Below are 16,608 nucleotides of genomic sequence, written 5' to 3'. Positions count from 1 at the left end.
ATTTCTCTAACATAATGTTTAGCACAATAATTTTGGTTATTGAAGGAAATATAAGAAATTTGTTAATAAGCGCGAAAGGCTAAATCGGTGATAGCAAAAACTACAGATAGAAGAAAACGTATAATGTTGTGAGCCTGATAATTTTAAAGACGTTAATGGTTTTTTATCGTTGATTTTCGGTTGGTCCCTGATGGCTTGACGCTAATGCTAATGCACTAGAAGGCGGGCTCTCAATGTTGCGTTAGCTGCTCATTGGGTATCTTGGCTAGCGTTCAGCGATTTCACCACTGACATTGCGTTACTATCACTGATTTGTCAGTCATCTTTATTGTTAGCGCTTTGTGTTTCCTTACTTGAAATGTGATCGAAAACGATATCTTTACAAACAAGTAGCGGTCGCAACCCCATAGTTTGATTTTTATTAACAAAAATAATATTAAAGTGTTTATTATCCTCGTCTAATTTTAAATATAGTTATATCAATCACTTTATAAATATCAGGGAAGTTAGGCATGGACAGTCAGACAAAAAAGATTAACCCTTTTTACTTTTACGGTAAGGTCGGGGAATATTTTGGTATATGGATCGTTAACGTTCTTCTTACCATTTTAACCTTAGGTATCTACTCTGCGTGGGCCAAGGTTCGTAACAAACAATATTTTTATGGCAATACTGAATTAGCCGATGAGAGTTTTGAGTACCTAGCTAAACCTTTACAAATATTAGTGGGTCGGATCATTGCTGTGGTTTTGCTGATCGCTTGGGCTACCTTACCTGCGGTGAGTGAGGCTGCAAGTGTCATTTTAGGTTTGGCCTTTGTAGCTTTGATGCCGGTTCTAGTGGTTAGAAATCTTCGCTTTGATTGCCGTGTTACTCGCTATCGCAATGTGCGTTTTAATTTCTCAGGGAGCTATGGCGGCGCCTATATGGCCTTGTTCGTGCTACCGGTATTGTATGTGCTTGGCTTCATGCTAGTGGTAAGTGCTGTGATATTCGTTAGTTCGTTAATTTCGCCGGTGGTCGCAGGTATTGTTGGTGTGGTTGTGGTGGGTTTAGGCGCAACTTACATGTATGCCTTAATGACCACTCAAATGAGCCGCTACGTATTGAATGGCTATCAGTGGGGTGAATTGCAGTTTATCGCTGAGATTGATGTTAACGCGGTATTTAAGGTGTTTTTGAAAGTGGCGGCGATAGGTTTATTGGCTACGCTGGTATTAATGTTGGCGCTCGCTGGCATCGCTTTTGCTGCCTTTAACGCTGACTTTAGTCAATTAGGTGGTGTGTTGATGCAATTAAGCCAAGGTGGTTTGCAGGATGCGCTCAGTTCTCAGACCGTTATTTTGGGTTTGTTAGCAGCTGTCTATTTAAGTTTCTTTTTGCTGGGTTGGTTTGTAACGGCATATCTGCAAGCTTGCTTAAGAAACTATCAATTTGGTCAAACAGAGCTAGATGGTCAGTTGTATATGAATTCTGAAGTAAAGCCATTGGCCTTTCTTGGGGTGATGCTAAGTAACATGCTGATATGTGTATTTTCTTTAGGTTTAGCCATTCCGCTGGCAAAAATTCGCATGGCTAAGTTCATCGCTGATGCTACCTCGGTAACTGGTGACATTACTCATATTGCTACACAAAACCAGGTGAGTGATACCAAGGCCGCGATTGCTGATGAAGTCGCTGATGCCTTTAGTATTGAGATTGGCGTAATTTAAACCTCATGATTATTAGCGGAAAGGTATTTGTTGCCAATAGTTCTTTAGTGAGCGTGGCACAGCTGCATTGCTCTGACGAAGGGTGGCTTCAACTTCAGCATGAACAAGGCTCTGTGCGCGCCAAGCTCTCCGAACTTGAGTTGTCAATGGCGATTGGTAATCAGCCGCGAGCGGTTAGCTTTAGCAATGGAGATCGCTTTGTTGCCGATCAGCCGCAACGGCTTAATGCGTGGTTGGATAAACACGCTAAGCACTCTTTAGTTAAATATCTAGAGAGAAACCTATTGGTGATTATGTTTGCCGTTGTTTTTAGCTGTGGCGCTTTATACTTAAGCATTGAGCAAGGTTTACCCCGCTTATCACAGTATTTGGCTGCTCATCTACCCGAAGCTATTGCATTGGAGTTAGGTGAGCGCACGCTTGCGCATTTAGAGTCTGTAGGCTTTGAGCCAAGCACTGTTGATCCCATCAAGCAGCAGCAAATCCAGCAACATTTTCAAGCCTTGGTGACTGGAATTGGTACCCTAAGCCCTAAACCACAGTTACTCTTTTACAAACTGGGTGAGGAAGCGAATGCCTTTACGCTCGCCAACGGTAGTATTATTGTCAGCGACCAACTGGTGGGCTTAATGCAACAGCCAGAACAGCTAAACGGTATTTTATTGCACGAACTGGCTCACGTTGCCAACAACGATGTGATGGCAAGTTTGGTGCGCTCTACCATTGTTAGTACTGCTGTTGTGTTGATGGTGGGGGATAGTAGCCTATTGGTTGATGGCTTAATGAGTGGTGCAGTACTTGGTTTAAGCTCTGGCTATTCACGAGAAGCTGAAACTCAGGCTGATTTATTTGCTTGCCAATGGAGCCATAAGTTAGGCTTGCCTCAGCAACAGCTGATGGCGGGTTATCAGGTCCTATTTGCGCATGTAGAATCCGATATTCCTACTTGGATGAGTAGCCACCCTGGTGATGAAGAGCGATTGATGCGGCTTGAAAGTTGCGTTAAATCAAAGCAATAAGGGGATAAACGGCTAAAACTCGCTTTGCTTGCTCCATTTTTTCTTCTGTGAACAGCCTAAGGGCCAGCTCGCGGTTTTGAATTAACCTGAAAAATTCTAAAATGCAGATGGCCTCAGTGCCATCTTTTTGCGTTTAGGGTGCTGAAGTATTCGAATTGACCCGCAGTTCAGGTATATGATGTTTATTATATATTGCTGATATACCTTTTATTGGGTAGTTTTAGACTTGGCTAATATCTATAAGCATTACAATTCATGACAAGGACGTACTATGAGTAAGTTGTGGTGTGCGCTTTTCGCACAGTTTTTATTGTTGGTGAGCTTTTGCTGTAACGCGGCATCTATTGCCAGTTATCCTGAAGATTGGCGCTCATGGCCGGTGGCTAATGTGAGTATGGTGCCAGGCAAGGATGTTGTTCTCCCAGAAGAAACCCCTTTATTTATTCAAGAAGCTGTAGCGGCTTATAATTGGATCAATGAGGGTAAAGGAACCAAGTTAACCACTTATGTTCACCCCGATAAAATTGACCAATATGCCACTCACGGGCCCTACAGTGACGGCATTACTGTCGTTGGAGTCTATGAAACACCAGGGGTTGTGTTTGTTACGGAGCACCTTGCCGGAGAACCTATTTACGGTACTTATGATACCAATGGCTTAGACATTAGTTCACAGCACCCTACTTTTGAACCTGAATTTTGCGGGCGCTGCCATACGGCCTACCAAGATATTTGTATCAATGGAACCTGTAGCGTGCCAGTTATCGACTTATTTGAAGATAAATAAGTTAACGTGCCATTTATTGACTTAGTTAATAAGCTCAAAATTGGCCAACTCCTACTAGCATCACATTTGGTGCTGGTTTTGTGGTTGGTATTAACGATGAGCTATAACCGATACCAAAGTGAATGGGATACTCGAATCTCACACGCTGTGTCGAGTGCGTTAAATGTGAGTAATGGCATTATTGATTTAGTTAGTCCCTCAGCCGCAGGGTTAAACTATACCAACATTAAATTACAATCGGCTTTGGATTTGTATGCCGCCAGTGAAGACCTACTATATTTTGAAGTGGATGCTATCTCTGATTTTTCAGCGAAGCAATTTGCTTTTGCCTACGCTAAAGAGCTCGGTCAAGTATGGAAAACCAACATCAGTGATGCTGATATTGCTCAGCAAGAACAACAAATTCACAAGCTTCAGCAGCGGCTTTCAGCCAACGACTCTGACCAAGTTAAATTGGCGTTTCTATTAGGTCGTGCTCAAGAGCGTTTGCTGCGTTTTCACCTAGATCAAAAACATAAACTCGATTTTGAGTTTGTCTATTCATTACCGCAAATAGAGTTAGGTGGGCATTTACTAGATTCAGATAATCAAAGAATGCTATTGCATTTGGCGTTGCGTAACCAAAAAGGCGGCAGCATTTGGTTGTTTTTTGATGCCCAGCACCTTTTTAAGTTGCAACACGATATTCAAATGCAGTTAGTGAGAGAAGCCATGGTGGCAATACTTTTTTCTGTGCTGCTTATTATGTGGGCAAGCTGGTGGATAGTGAAGCCGATTAAGCGTCTCGCTGAGTCAATGAGTGGCGATGTGGCAGATATTAATTTGTCCGGCATGACTGAGCTGACTCGGAAGGATGAATTAGGGGTTTTAGCTCGGCGTTTTGACTTAATGGTTAAGCGAGTGCAAGGGCAAATGGTAGAGCTGGAGCAACGCTCCTCTTTGGATCCTCTGACTAAGCTAGGCTCACGTTTTCTTTTTGAAAAACGTGCACCCAGTTATCTCAAGCAAGCATCCAGAAGCAACAGTTGCGTGGGTTTTTTGATTTGTGACCTCGATAATTTTAAAGCTTATAACGACGGCCTAGGCCACCCAGAGGGCGACAGTGTTTTGCGTAGGGTGGGGCTGAGTATTCAATCTACCATGCGTCGTGCCAGTGATATGGCTTTTCGCTTAGGCGGAGAGGAGTTTGTCATTCTTCTACAAACGCAAAATATTGAAGACATTCAACAAATGGCTATGCAGCTTTGTCAGCAATTGGAAGGCTTAGAAATCATTCACCCCAAGAATCCGCCTTTTGACGTAGTGACTATGTCTATTGGTGTTGCCTTTGTTGACGCTGATGACTTGCCTAGCGTAAGCAGTATTGATCCGCTTTATCAGATGGCTGATGAAGCCTTATATCGAGCAAAATCTGCAGGCCGTAATGCGATAGAAATGAAGCAATGGGTACCAACTAATGAATAGGGAAATTCAACAATGAAAACAGTAAAGCCGCAAACTCGCTTGTGGATTGACAGTGATATCACTTTAGGTAAAAAGAATAGTCCGGTCAGTTACTGTGATGTGGATGATGGCTACGCTATTGCGGCTTTGTTGCGTTCAGTTGAAGTTGATGTGGTCGGTATTAGTTCTACTTTGGGAAATACCAATGATATTGCCATCTCTACTCAAGTGGCGACGGATTTTATTCATCGTTTTGGCCCAAATAGTGTGGTGGTAAGTCGCGGGGCTAGTGCGCCTCTAGGAGAAGGGAGTCAGTCGGTACCGGATGGAGTGAAAGCGATGGCTGCTGCGCTTGAAGAGGGGAATATGAGTATTATTGGTATTGGCGCCGCCACCAATATTGCATTGTTGGTTAAGCATTACCCCCAGCTGTTGAGCAAGATTGATGAACTGGTATTACTGGCTGGTAGGCGCAGTATTGACCAGCACTTTATTTCTGGGCATCATCAGCCAAAGCCTTTCAGAGATCTCAACTTTGAAGCGGATGTTAGCGCCTATAAAGTGCTACTAGATAGTCCATTATCGATAACGTTGGTGCCTTACGAAGCCTGCAATTCGTTTTGGATTAAACAACATGACTTATTAGCGATGCTTAATACCAGTCAAGTAGCCGGCTATTTAGCTAAAAAATCTGAGCCTTGGTTATTAGAGTGGGAGCTGGTGTTTGGCGCCGCTGGCTTTAATCCTTTTGATTTGATCGCTGCAGCTTACGTGATTAACGCGGCTTGGTTTAGCGCTGAGCAATGGGATGTAGAAATAGTATCAGGCCCTAGTGATACTGAAAAAGGACAAGATAAAGACTACCTCATTTGTTCTGAAGCGGTTAATAGCGGTCGTGCTGTTCGCTATTGCACAAGTATTTCTGAGCAAAGTAAACCGCTCCTCTTAGACCGGATTAAAGCGCATGATATGCAGCATTTTGTTTTGGGCATGTCACACATCAACATCATAGTGGATGACATTGCAAAGGCGACTGCGTTTTATCAATCAGCTTTAGGCTTTGAGTTGGCCAGAGACCCTCAGGGTGAGCTAATGGATTATCAACACGTCACCATGAGCAGCTTCGCCCTAGATGCGGGATTAAGTGATGGCAAGGTGGATGTTGATGTACGTTTCTTAAAACACCCTCAAGCAGGGATGTACTTGGAATTAATGCATTATCGTTACCCCAAAGGGGCTCAGCAGTTGCCGGTACAGCCAAAAACCTATGATTTAGGTGGCCCTAGGCATGTGGCTATGGAGGTGAGTAACTGCAATGAAGTCTTTAAATACCTAAAGCAGCAGCCGGGTGTTCGCATGATTAATCCCGCCGATGATTACCACCCAGATAAGCTAGATGGATTCCCGATTACCTTTTTCTATTGGATTGACCCCTACGGCGTGCAGTGGGAAATGGAAGAAGGCCGGCAGGTAGGCTTGTCACGCAGTATCGTATAGAGGCTTTTCAATGAATGCTGAATAGTATTCAGCATTCATTGATATAAAATTAGCGAATTATCCTTTTGGCGGCCGCATTTAGCGCACTTTCAACACCTTGCCTACCGGTCGTAATATTGGTTAGAGTAGTGGCCATCGCTGCCCAAAACTTGCCCATGGCAGCAGCATTCGGCATTGGCTCCCCTTGGGCGGCACTGGCGTAAACGGCTTGCACTTTAGGATTGTCGGCCAGTTCATTTTGTAACTGTAAATTGGCCATTGCACCTAAGTCGCCACTGGTAAATAGTAAGCGTTGATTGTCTACGGTCATCAGATAGTAATTGAGAAACTCATCGACTAATTGGCGGTTTGTTGTCGCGCTATTCACTACCGCACTCCAAATACCGACAAAAGCTTTAGCGGGTTTGCCATTTATCTGCGGAAGCGGGGCTACACCAAAGTCCATGCCCACACTCTTTAATTCATCCCAGTACCATGGGCCATTAATCACCATCGCCACTTCTCCCTTAACAAACTTTGCGTCCATTATTGAGTAATCGGCGTTGCGCGGCATAATTTGTTGATCAAGCATTCTTTTTAATAGGTGGCCGGCATACATCGCACTAGGGTGGTTAACACCCGTGTCCTTTACGTTGTATTGCTCGCCTTGTTTCGCAAAAACGTAAGCGCCGTCGGCAGCGAGTAGTGGCCAAGTGTAGTAAGTATTGTTGTAGTCCCACAGGATAGCTTTACTTTGATGTTGCTCTTGGAGTTGCAGATCTAAGGCAAAAATCTCTTCAAAAGACTTAGGCGGTTGGCTAATTAAAGCTTTGTTATAAATAAGGCTAATCGCCTCCACGCCGATTGGGTAACCGTAAATCTTACCCTCTACTTTGACCGCGTCCCAAGCATAACCTACGGCTGAATCTATTAGGGTTTGGCTAGGGCGTAATTCACTGATTAAGCCTGCGTTAGCCCAGTCACCTATGCGATCATGTGGCCAAAATATTACATCTGGACCTTCCCCGTTGCGGGCTTGAATCTCAAAATTTCCGGTAATGTCTACTGGGCGCTTTACGTCAACATTTACCCCTGTGTTTTTAGTGAATTGTTCGGCAATTAGCTGCATTTGCGAGTGGCTTTTACCGGTCCAAATAGTGAGGCTTGGCTCTACAGATTCAGCGTAACTTGGCGCACTTAACACACTCATTAGCAATGTTAGTGCAAGGCTTGTCTTCCGTGTTTTCATTTTTATATTATCCCAATAACTTGCATCACCAGCATTGAAAAATCATTCGCTTATTGCAATAAAGGTAAGTGCGACAATTGAGCTTAATCACAATCAATAACAAGTGCTTAGTAAAAATGAGAGATAAAACCTAATAGAGGCTAATTGACTAAACCTTGAGTTGAAGATGTGTAGAGAGCAGTAGCCAGTTTGGACAAAGAGACCTTACGGAGAGTGAATACGTATTTTTACCTTCGCTCGCAAGATGTACAGCCACGGCAAGCCGAACGAGTATGTTTATCTATCCGCCCACGTTGAATCTTACAGTAGGCATTCTTTAACGCGCGGCGTGCTGTGAACCAGTCATCGGCTTTGCTCAGTATCAGATTGCCATTGAAGTGTTTAACTAAAGGTTCGCGATATTGATTGATAAAGCCATTATCGAAATCTATTTCGAAAAAGTGCAGCGCTTGTTCAATACAGGTAAAGTTTTCGATCACCTGCTTTATGTCGGTATTGGCCATCTAATACTCCAATTCAGGGGCTTAAAGCTTATCAAAATAGGCGAGGCATTTGTTGATATGGCGTAAGGCGAGGTGCATTTTTCTGAAGAGAAAATAAAAAGCGATAGGCAAACCCTCAAACAAGGTGTTAAAAAACATGACACTATATTTCACTGTAAGCATTTAGCTATTTCAGCCATTTGGTGATGTTAATAGAGCATATTTATTACTAACGAAGTTTATAAGATCAAACTCTTAAACTAGGGTGCTGATAGTCTTGTTAGCGTTTATTACTGGAAGTTTTTGAAAAACGGCTGGCTTATTAGCTAAAAGCTAAAAATGATCACGAACTGACTGTCTAGAAAAAAACTGTTTAGTGTGGTTAATCCCTCTTTTTTCATATAACTCTCTAAGTTACTAATTTAACTAATTATATTGAACTTGCTGGGCGCTTTTCTATGGGGCATCACGCAGTGGTATTGTCATTCTCCTTCACTTTGGTTCGGTTATTGCTATCTTTTAATGTATACCTAGCTTAGCAATAGAGGTAGTTATGCCGATAAAGCCTGCCATTGATCCTGATGAGTGGATACTAAATAACCCCAGTGATCTGATATCGCTGACTAAGTGGCAGCGCACAGTAAACTTGCTTGCTAAGTTGTTTGATGCTCCCGCAGGTTTTTTAGTGCAATGCACTGCTTCAGGCTTTCAAGTGACTATTGCCAGTGATCAAGCATCCAACCCTTACCCAGCAGGCGTGCTTATAGAACCTGAAGCCAATATCTTTTGTCGTAGAATTGTCGAAACACGAAAAAGTTTGTATGTGGCGAACGCCCCTTTAGATCCCTGCTGGGATACTAACCCTGAAGTACATAATGATGGATTCCGTTCTTATTTGGGGGTGCCGGTGTTTTGGCCTGATGGGAAGCCCTTCGGGACATTTTGTGTGATGGACTACCGAGAGACCCACTACGAAGAAACCTATTTTGAATTAATCGAACAGCTTAAAGATATATTGGAAGCTGATCTATCGCTGCTCGATCTGTACGTTCAAATGCAAAAGTTGGCGGTGACAGATCCTTTAACCGAATTAAATAATCGTAGGGGGTTTAGCGCGCTGGCCCAGCAACGGATCCGTTTAGCTAAACGCATGGGCTCACGGTTAGGCTTATTTTATTTAGATATTGATAAGTTCAAACTACTTAATGATCACCATGGCCATGCGGTGGGAGATGAAGTGTTAATCGACGTGGCACAAGCAATGCGAAGCTGCGTGCGAAGCTCTGATGTATTGGGCCGAAGGGGAGGTGATGAGTTTGTTGCGTTGGTATTGATAGAACAAGACGCTGATTTTGATGCGATTGAGCAACGCTTTACTGAGACATTTGGCCAGAGTAGCCAAGAACAGTTGCCTGAATACTCGGTTTCAATCGGCCATACAAACGTAGACTTAGATATGGATGTAGCGTATTTGTTAGAGTTGGCTGACAAAGACATGTATGCACATAAAGCCACTAATTGATGTAGCGCAATTCAACTTGAATGAGCATGATTATATTTTGACCGCTTGTTGATGTTTGCTGTACTATCGCGATTCATTTTTATATAAGTTTGTTTGCCTGCACTAATGGTATGACTGTTCGCCTCGGATGGCGCGTTTGGCTATCGGAGATTTACTTGGAACAGTTAATACAAATGCTCTATCCATTTAGTTGGATAGTTTCTATCTTGTCTTTTAGCCCGCAAATTATTCGCTTAATGCGAACCAAAGGCCCCGCTAAAGACATTTCATTTTTAAGTTGGATAATGTTTCAGTGCAACGCTATTTTGGCCTGGAGCTATACGGTTTTTATCGTCGGCGACCCCCTCTTGTCGGTGACCACATCCCTAGTACTAATCGCTAACCTTACCATGGTATCGGTATTGATTTATAAGCGAATGAAATACCGCGAAGCACCTTGCAGTGATGCATTAAGCGCCTGATTTACGTCTGAATAGTTAATAGTGCGGTGGCTAATAAATCGGCTTTTGGTTGTTTACACTGCACCGCTTAGCCTATTTCATTAGTAATATCGAGTATCTAAACGCGCCTAATTCGCTATCCTTCTCCAATCTAGAAACGTGGCATAATATAGCTCATTATTTTAAACCGTAGGTCTAAAGCTTCATGTTACAACTGCGAGATTATCAGCAAACATCGGTGGAATCGGTATTAACCCATTTTCGCCAAAGTGATGACGCAGCAGTGTTGGTTTTACCCACTGGGGCCGGGAAAAGCATCGTTATCGCCGAGCTAGCCCGTTTAGCAAAACATCCTATCTTGGTGCTCGCGCATGTCAAAGAGCTGGTGGAACAAAACCACAGTAAGTACCAAGCTTATGGTTTTCAATCTGGTATTTTTGCAGCGGGTTTAGGGCTTAAGCAAAACCAGTTTTCAGTTACCTTTGCTAGTGTGCAATCGCTAAGCAGAAACCTCGAACAATTTGCGGGCTATTATTCCTTAGTGGTGATTGATGAGTGTCACCGTGTGAGTGACGAGAGTGACAGCCAATACCAAGTTATTATTGAACATTTAAAACAGCAAAACCCCCAGCTTAAAGTGTTGGGTTTAACCGCCACCCCTTATCGGTTAGATAAAGGCTGGATTTACCAACAGCATTACCATGGTTATGTACGAGGCAGTGACAAAGCTTGGTTTAAAAAGTGTATTTTTGAGCTGCCCTTACGGCATTTAATTAGTCAAGGCTATCTTACTCAACCGGTCGTGGTTGATGCACCTGCCGCACGTTATCAGTTTGATGAACTACCAAGCCAATACAATGAAGCGCAACTAGACCAGTTTTTATCGGGTTGCCCACGGGTGACACAAGCCATTTGTAAACAGTTATTGCATTTGGCTGAAGAGCGCCGCGGGGTAATGGTATTTGCTGCTACGGTTAATCATGCTAAAGAAATCGCTCATTATTTGCCTGATGAGCAAACGGCGGTGATTACTGCTAATACACCAAACCTGCAGCGTGACCAGTTAATTGAGCAGTTTAAACAGCAGCAGCTTAAGTTTTTGGTTAACGTATCGGTGCTCACAACTGGCTTTGACGCACCGCATGTCGATCTGATTGCCATTTTACGCCGCACTGCATCGGTTAGTTTATATCAGCAAATTGCAGGCCGCGGTTTGCGTTTGTTTGAAGGCAAAAGCGATTGTCTAATTGTTGATTATGCGGGCAATAATTACGATTTATACCAGCCCGAGATCGGTGAAACTAAACCCAACCCAAATAGCACCTTAGTACAGGTGAGTTGCCCACAATGTGAGTTTGCCAATATGTTCTGGGGGATGACCGACAAAGACGGCGACATTATTGAGCACTATGGCCGCCGTTGCCAAGGCTTAGTCGAAGACGCCACAAACCCAACTCTTCAAGTGCAGTGTTTATATCGTTACAAATACAAACAGTGCTCGCAATGTAATGCTGAGAATGACATAGCAGCACGGCAATGCCATAGCTGTGGTTTTCAGCTAATCGACCCCGATAATCAGCTTAAAGATGCCTTACAGCTCAAAGATCGAACTGTGCTTAGGTGCAGTGGCATGTCTGCTAGCAGTGAGGGGAATAAGCTAAAGCTTATTTATCACGATGAAGATGGCGCAGAGCTAAGTGAATCCTTTAACTTTGATTACGCCAAAGCCAAGCAACAGTTTAATACTGTTTTTGCTCGACGCGTCGAGGGAACTAAGCGTGATGTGAGTAGCGCTTCACAAGCAGAGCAGTTAATTGGCGGTATAGTTGCCCCAGACTTTGTCATCGGCAAAAAGAAAAAGCATTACTGGGTTATTGAACACCGTATTTTTGACTACCAGGGCAACTATAGAAAGGCTAATCAGCAATTTTAATGTGATGCTAAAGCTCTCGCGGGGTGTTTGCTGCAAATGGGGTATGGCTTTTGATCCCATTTGTCATTATCTTGAGTAGACTATCTATTTTAGTGTCAGTAAACCCCCTAAGCTTCTAATAACTAACAAGGATGTTAGCGTGTATTGCTCTTCTACTGTGTCCAAATTTTTTCTTTCGAGTCTAGCTATTTTGTCTTTAGTTGCCTGTGGCGGCGGGGGGGGCGATGGAGGCGGAACTTCTATTTCTACGCCGGAAGTATCAGCTGAATTACTGATGGAACAATATCAAGGTAGCACTAAAAGTGCTTCGCTAACCGCCGACGATATTTATCCCACCCTTCAATACTTGTTTAATGGCGATACTACTCCTCTATTACAAAGCTCGGCAAAACACCGAATCAATAAAGTAAATCGCGCTAAGTTAGCGAGTGACACGGTTAGTGCCCGCGCATCAGAAACCCAAAGTTGTCCTTATGGTGGAAGTGTAACCATTTCAGAAAATCTAAATCAAAACACGGGCGTGGGTAAATACCAGGAAAACTATAAAAATTGTGATGATGGCTCCGTCGTATATTCGGGCCGAATCGTTTTCGATTATCATAAGTGGGACTTGAGCTCTTTACAGCCAATAAACTTCGATATTTATTATGATGATTTTCGTGAGCAATCAGGTACTGAATTTACTCTTCTACGTGGGGTTGTCGACATTTCCGGAATGTCGACCTGTGAGCAATCGATAACATCTAATATGTTGCTGACTACAGATAAAGTATCAGTATTAGAAAAAGACTTAGTTGCTACTTATTATTCTTGTATTGATGACGACGAACAGCGTATCGCTGGTCGCATTTATTTTTCAGATAAGGGCTATGTAGATTTAGTCACTCCAGAGCCTATCGTAGTTGATTACGATGATAATTTGCAAAGTGGAACGCTAACTTTAACTAGCGAGCGAAGTGAAGTTGTACTTAACGCTGACAATGCTTTTGTGCACGTTTCTGTTGATAGCAATCGAGATGGAATGCTTGAAGTCGATACCAAGGTACCTGCTTGGTACTTAAACGATCAGAACTATAGTGATATCGCTGATGATGATGGCGATGGTATTCCGAACTCTTGGGAAATAGCTAAGGGCTTAGACCCCAACTTTTCAAATGATGGCGTTGATTCTGATCAAGATGGTTTTATCGATTACTACGAGTATTTAGCTGACCGAGACCCAAAGGATTTTTATTCATACCCTTATTTTGATGTATCAATATATAATTATTTAGAAACCCTGTTTGTCGAAGAAAACGCAACCATAGACTTGTATCTCTACGGTGCAGTCGACCAAGGCTTATTGCCTTTGGTTAATGGTGTGCTAATTACCATGCCATTGCCTTCGGTGCATTCTTGGTCTGTCTCTAGCAGTAAGCATGGTTGTGTCATTGAGGAGTCTGAAGATGGCTCCCAACTTTTGAGTTGCCCTAACATTGATTTATCTAATATAGAGAGTTTCGCCGGAGATGATTTATTAGTTCAGTTGAATGTAGTTTTTAAAGACACAACGATAGTTAATACTCAAGCTAATTTGGATCTGGATTTCCCATTTAGTCGCAACAGCTTAAATATGTATATTGAACCCATACGCAGTGATTTAGCGCTTTGGGTGTCTGATTATCAACTGGGGTTTGAGCTTGGAACACTCAAAGATAAATTTGATTATAGCTTTCGTGTTAACGCTGACCCTAGAGGCAGTATTTATGCAGATAGAGGGAATATTCGTGGCAAACTAAACAGCCACAATCTCGGCCTTTCGATAGCATCTGTTTCAGTCGATTACTCAAATGCTAAATGCACGGTTAGTGAGCTTGAGTTTGAGTGTTTCGATATATCTTGGTGGGATGAATTTACAGTTCAGCTAAATAAGCCCGCCGCTATGGGGAAGGCAGAGTTAGAATTAGAAGTAGATACTATTTACCGCCCCAATTTGATTCGAACCACTCAATCTCATACTTCATTTTCTTTTGGGCAGAATATGTCCGTGCTGCAGGCCGTTATTGATAATGCTACTACAATTGATGTGGATGTCGAATCAGGTATTTACCTCGGACATTTATCAATAGATAAACCGCTACAGCTTAAGGCAAACCCTAATGTTGAGCTATGGTTGCAGCCAGAAGAATCAGACTATTATGCAGAGGGCGCGATAACATCAAATCATTTTTTAAGTCTTGATGGCTTTGCTGTCTATTTAGGTAATAGTAACTTTCAAATAGCCAGCGGGGCTTTTACAAATAATCGATTCTACTTAGATGGTAACTCAGGAGGAATAATTGTTAGCTCTGGAGGTCTGCTATTCAATTCGAATAAAGTTGTGCAAAGTAGCGTTGAGTACTCATCTTACCTTTCTCTGATTGAATCTCAGGGCGATACGTCAATTGATAACAACTTATTTAGTTTTGAAAGTGACAACAGTGTGTACATTTGGACCAGTGGTTACTGGGCCAGCAGTAATACCGTTATTCAAAATAACACGCTGGTGAATGTTTACGGCGTGATTAACTACACTACTGAAACCCGGCCAGTTTTTCAAAATAACTTGGTTGTTCGTTTGTTGGAACCTGACTATTCTGATGAATATTTTTTACAATACGTCAGTGACGAAAATAACATTCTCCCCAATCGTTACACTGAGTATGCCAATGCAAACAACATCTTCACCGACACTCCTGGGGTAGATCCTGAAAATGGCTATCGCTTATTGCCTGATTCTATTGCCATCGACAACGGCTTGGACTTGAGCGATTCGATCACTACCGACCTAGATGGTAACACTAGGCCAAGTGGCAGTGCCTTTGATATTGGTGCTTACGAATACCAGTACTAATGTAGCGTTATAACGATCAATAAAGCGGCTTAATAGCCGCTTTATTGATATTTGAAGCTAGTGTTAGCCGAGTAACTCAGGTTTTATTAACGGCGCCACAAAGCCCTTGTGTTGTTTTATCTCTTCTACGCTTAAGCCGGTTAACTCATAGGGAAAGACCAACCACTGCTCGGTTTGATGCAAGCAAAAATCGGGTGTTAGCGATGTTTGGTTAAACTTTGGGCGCTCCCATAAGGTGGCTATTTTCACCTGGCGGGGCATATTGAGTTTTAGTTTTGCTTTTAAGCGATTAATCACCGCCGCAACATTATGGCCACTGCTAAATACGTCATCTACAATCAATAAGCTGTCGTCAACGTTTAGGTTCTCTAATAGATACTGAATACCATGAACCCTGATTGACTCGGGCGCTTCTAGAATTTGCTGGTAATTGGCTTGCCCTTGATAAGAGGTGCGTACTGAAATATGGTCTGTTTTTACCCCCAGGGTTTGCAGGCACTCTTGTACGTAAATACCCACAGCACTGCCACCCCGCCAAAGGCCCACGATGAAAGTGGGGCGAAAGCCGCTCTCAAAAATATGCACCGCTAAACGAAATGAATCTTGAATCAGCGTATCTTCATCTAAATAGCGTTTTTCCAGTTGGGCTGTTGGTTGGCTCATTGGCATGGAAAGTATCCTTGAGTTAACGGGTTCTATAATGATAGTTTTATACTACACCTTTGACTGAAAGGTCAGTTTTTTTTATAGCAGGTAATTATGAGCGACAAACTTTATATCACCGGACAAGACTTACTGGAAGATTCATTTCGTTTGGCCGAAAAGGTGCTAGCAAGTGGCTTTAAACCTAGCTTTATTATTGCGGTATGGCGCGGAGGAGCCCCCATAGGGATCGCTGTGCAAGAGTTTTTAGCTTATCACGGCATTGAAAGTGACAATATCGCGATCCGCACTTCTTCATATGCTGCGGCTATTGACAGCCAAGCCAAGCAAGTAAAGGTCTATGGCCTTAATTACCTAGTCAAGCATGTGCAGCAGCACGACCGTCTACTGATTGTTGATGACGTATTTGATACAGGGCGCTCTATAGAGGCGATCATTGGTGAGCTAAGCCGCTTAGCGAGACTTAATACCCCCAAAGACATTCGTGTAGCAGTGCCGTATTTTAAACCTGAACGTAATAAAACTGATCGCATTCCAGATTATTATCTACATGAAACCAGTCAATGGTTAAAGTATCCGCATTCACTGGAAGGCTTAAACCCCCAAGAAATCGCTCAATATCGCCCTGAGTTATACCAGATCATCAAAGACCATTTGCCAGAGTAACTAGTCACTGTAAAAGGAATTCAAAGCATGGATGTTTCTAAACAGCAATTTCAGCAGCTATGTTATGAGAAGTTGCTGACCTTATTTACCCAATCTAAACTCGAGACGAGTAGCCCGCAAATAAAGGGGCGGGTAGAAGGCTTCATTCATGCGGGAGAAACCTTAGGATTACTGGATAAGGCCACCAGCAATCAACTGATGGAAAAGGCTCATTTACAAATCTTTGGCGAAAGTATCATTGATCGACAAGCCCACAAGCAAGCAATAGCTAAACTGGATGAAGATTGGCTGAATATCCCGACTTTTGAGCGGCTGAATAAGGCTAAACTTACCTAGTGGCTAGT

Annotated in this window: 14 protein-coding genes; 11 read left to right on the top strand and 3 right to left on the bottom strand. The window is 42.9% G+C overall.

Annotated features, from left to right (window positions below):
- Window positions 1-512: 512 nt before the first annotated feature.
- The 5 genes from ACVFI8_RS04460 to ACVFI8_RS04440 all read left to right on the top strand — a co-directional run bounded on the left by ACVFI8_RS04460 (window position 513) and on the right by ACVFI8_RS04440 (window position 6,458).
- Window positions 513-1,712 (top strand): YjgN family protein, encoded by a 1,200-nt coding sequence (locus ACVFI8_RS04460; protein WP_457873110.1) that lies wholly within the window; start codon window positions 513-515, stop codon window positions 1,710-1,712.
- Between the two features lie 5 nt (window positions 1,713-1,717).
- Window positions 1,718-2,731 (top strand): M48 family metallopeptidase, encoded by a 1,014-nt coding sequence (locus ACVFI8_RS04455; protein WP_457873109.1) that lies wholly within the window; start codon window positions 1,718-1,720, stop codon window positions 2,729-2,731.
- A 271-nt stretch (window positions 2,732-3,002) separates the two neighbouring features.
- Window positions 3,003-3,518 carry a hypothetical protein gene (locus ACVFI8_RS04450; RefSeq protein WP_248714651.1) on the top strand — a complete coding sequence of 172 codons (516 nt, stop codon included), beginning with the start codon at window positions 3,003-3,005 and terminating at the stop codon, window positions 3,516-3,518.
- A gap of 96 nt (window positions 3,519-3,614) precedes the next feature.
- Window positions 3,615-4,982 carry a GGDEF domain-containing protein gene (locus tag ACVFI8_RS04445; protein ID WP_248714652.1) on the top strand — a complete coding sequence of 456 codons (1,368 nt, stop codon included), beginning with the start codon at window positions 3,615-3,617 and terminating at the stop codon, window positions 4,980-4,982.
- A 12-nt stretch (window positions 4,983-4,994) separates the two neighbouring features.
- The gene (locus tag ACVFI8_RS04440; protein WP_248714653.1) at window positions 4,995-6,458 is read left to right on the top strand and encodes a nucleoside hydrolase; all 1,464 of its coding nucleotides are present in this window, start codon (window positions 4,995-4,997) and stop codon (window positions 6,456-6,458) included.
- Window positions 6,459-6,507: 49 nt separating this feature from the next.
- Here the strand turns inward: ACVFI8_RS04440 and malE are convergent, their stop codons facing one another.
- Window positions 6,508-7,686 carry a maltose/maltodextrin ABC transporter substrate-binding protein MalE gene (malE, locus tag ACVFI8_RS04435; RefSeq protein ID WP_248714654.1) on the bottom strand — a complete coding sequence of 393 codons (1,179 nt, stop codon included), beginning with the start codon at window positions 7,684-7,686 and terminating at the stop codon, window positions 6,508-6,510.
- A gap of 227 nt (window positions 7,687-7,913) precedes the next feature.
- Complete coding sequence (locus ACVFI8_RS04430; protein WP_248714655.1) at window positions 7,914-8,189, bottom strand: nitrogen fixation protein NifW; 276 nt, start codon at window positions 8,187-8,189, stop codon at window positions 7,914-7,916.
- Between the two features lie 532 nt (window positions 8,190-8,721).
- Here ACVFI8_RS04430 and ACVFI8_RS04425 point away from each other — a divergent pair.
- The 4 genes from ACVFI8_RS04425 to ACVFI8_RS04410 all read left to right on the top strand — a co-directional run bounded on the left by ACVFI8_RS04425 (window position 8,722) and on the right by ACVFI8_RS04410 (window position 14,935).
- Entirely contained in the window at window positions 8,722-9,690 is a 969-nt protein-coding gene (locus ACVFI8_RS04425; RefSeq protein WP_248714656.1) for a sensor domain-containing diguanylate cyclase, read from the top strand.
- A 155-nt stretch (window positions 9,691-9,845) separates the two neighbouring features.
- Window positions 9,846-10,151, top strand: a complete 306-nt coding sequence (locus ACVFI8_RS04420) for a hypothetical protein (RefSeq protein WP_248714657.1) — start codon at window positions 9,846-9,848, stop codon at window positions 10,149-10,151.
- A 184-nt stretch (window positions 10,152-10,335) separates the two neighbouring features.
- Window positions 10,336-12,063 carry a DEAD/DEAH box helicase gene (locus ACVFI8_RS04415; RefSeq protein ID WP_248714658.1) on the top strand — a complete coding sequence of 576 codons (1,728 nt, stop codon included), beginning with the start codon at window positions 10,336-10,338 and terminating at the stop codon, window positions 12,061-12,063.
- Between the two features lie 139 nt (window positions 12,064-12,202).
- Window positions 12,203-14,935 (top strand): right-handed parallel beta-helix repeat-containing protein, encoded by a 2,733-nt coding sequence (locus ACVFI8_RS04410; protein WP_248714659.1) that lies wholly within the window; start codon window positions 12,203-12,205, stop codon window positions 14,933-14,935.
- A gap of 63 nt (window positions 14,936-14,998) precedes the next feature.
- Here the strand turns inward: ACVFI8_RS04410 and ACVFI8_RS04405 are convergent, their stop codons facing one another.
- Complete coding sequence (locus tag ACVFI8_RS04405) at window positions 14,999-15,598, bottom strand: phosphoribosyltransferase (RefSeq protein ID WP_371923118.1); 600 nt, start codon at window positions 15,596-15,598, stop codon at window positions 14,999-15,001.
- Window positions 15,599-15,694: 96 nt separating this feature from the next.
- Between ACVFI8_RS04405 and ACVFI8_RS04400 the strand changes: the two genes are divergently transcribed.
- Window positions 15,695-16,264, top strand: a complete 570-nt coding sequence (locus tag ACVFI8_RS04400; RefSeq protein WP_248714661.1) for a phosphoribosyltransferase — start codon at window positions 15,695-15,697, stop codon at window positions 16,262-16,264.
- 27 nt (window positions 16,265-16,291) lie between these two features.
- Window positions 16,292-16,600 (top strand): hypothetical protein, encoded by a 309-nt coding sequence (locus tag ACVFI8_RS04395; protein WP_248714662.1) that lies wholly within the window; start codon window positions 16,292-16,294, stop codon window positions 16,598-16,600.
- Window positions 16,601-16,608 lie beyond the last annotated feature (8 nt).

This window comes from Agarivorans sp. MS3-6 (assembly GCF_054112545.1).
The sequence above is the reverse complement of the archived record's forward strand: the minus strand, read 5'-3'. Positions and strand labels throughout refer to the sequence as shown.

Excerpts from the sequence above, each read along its gene's own strand:
- ACVFI8_RS04400 (WP_248714661.1), top strand. The coding sequence starts at position 15,695 with ATGAGCGACAAACTTTATATCACCGGACAAGACTTACTGGAAGATTCA.
- ACVFI8_RS04440 (WP_248714653.1), top strand. The coding sequence starts at position 4,995 with ATGAAAACAGTAAAGCCGCAAACTCGCTTGTGGATTGACAGTGATATC.
- ACVFI8_RS04460 (WP_457873110.1), top strand. The coding sequence starts at position 513 with ATGGACAGTCAGACAAAAAAGATTAACCCTTTTTACTTTTACGGTAAG.
- ACVFI8_RS04415 (WP_248714658.1), top strand. The coding sequence starts at position 10,336 with ATGTTACAACTGCGAGATTATCAGCAAACATCGGTGGAATCGGTATTA.
- ACVFI8_RS04395 (WP_248714662.1), top strand. The coding sequence starts at position 16,292 with ATGGATGTTTCTAAACAGCAATTTCAGCAGCTATGTTATGAGAAGTTG.
- ACVFI8_RS04425 (WP_248714656.1), top strand. The coding sequence starts at position 8,722 with ATGCCGATAAAGCCTGCCATTGATCCTGATGAGTGGATACTAAATAAC.
- ACVFI8_RS04450 (WP_248714651.1), top strand. The coding sequence starts at position 3,003 with ATGAGTAAGTTGTGGTGTGCGCTTTTCGCACAGTTTTTATTGTTGGTG.
- malE (WP_248714654.1), bottom strand. The coding sequence starts at position 7,686 with ATGAAAACACGGAAGACAAGCCTTGCACTAACATTGCTAATGAGTGTG.
- ACVFI8_RS04405 (WP_371923118.1), bottom strand. The coding sequence starts at position 15,598 with ATGAGCCAACCAACAGCCCAACTGGAAAAACGCTATTTAGATGAAGAT.
- ACVFI8_RS04455 (WP_457873109.1), top strand. The coding sequence starts at position 1,718 with ATGATTATTAGCGGAAAGGTATTTGTTGCCAATAGTTCTTTAGTGAGC.
- ACVFI8_RS04445 (WP_248714652.1), top strand. The coding sequence starts at position 3,615 with ATGAGCTATAACCGATACCAAAGTGAATGGGATACTCGAATCTCACAC.
- ACVFI8_RS04430 (WP_248714655.1), bottom strand. The coding sequence starts at position 8,189 with ATGGCCAATACCGACATAAAGCAGGTGATCGAAAACTTTACCTGTATT.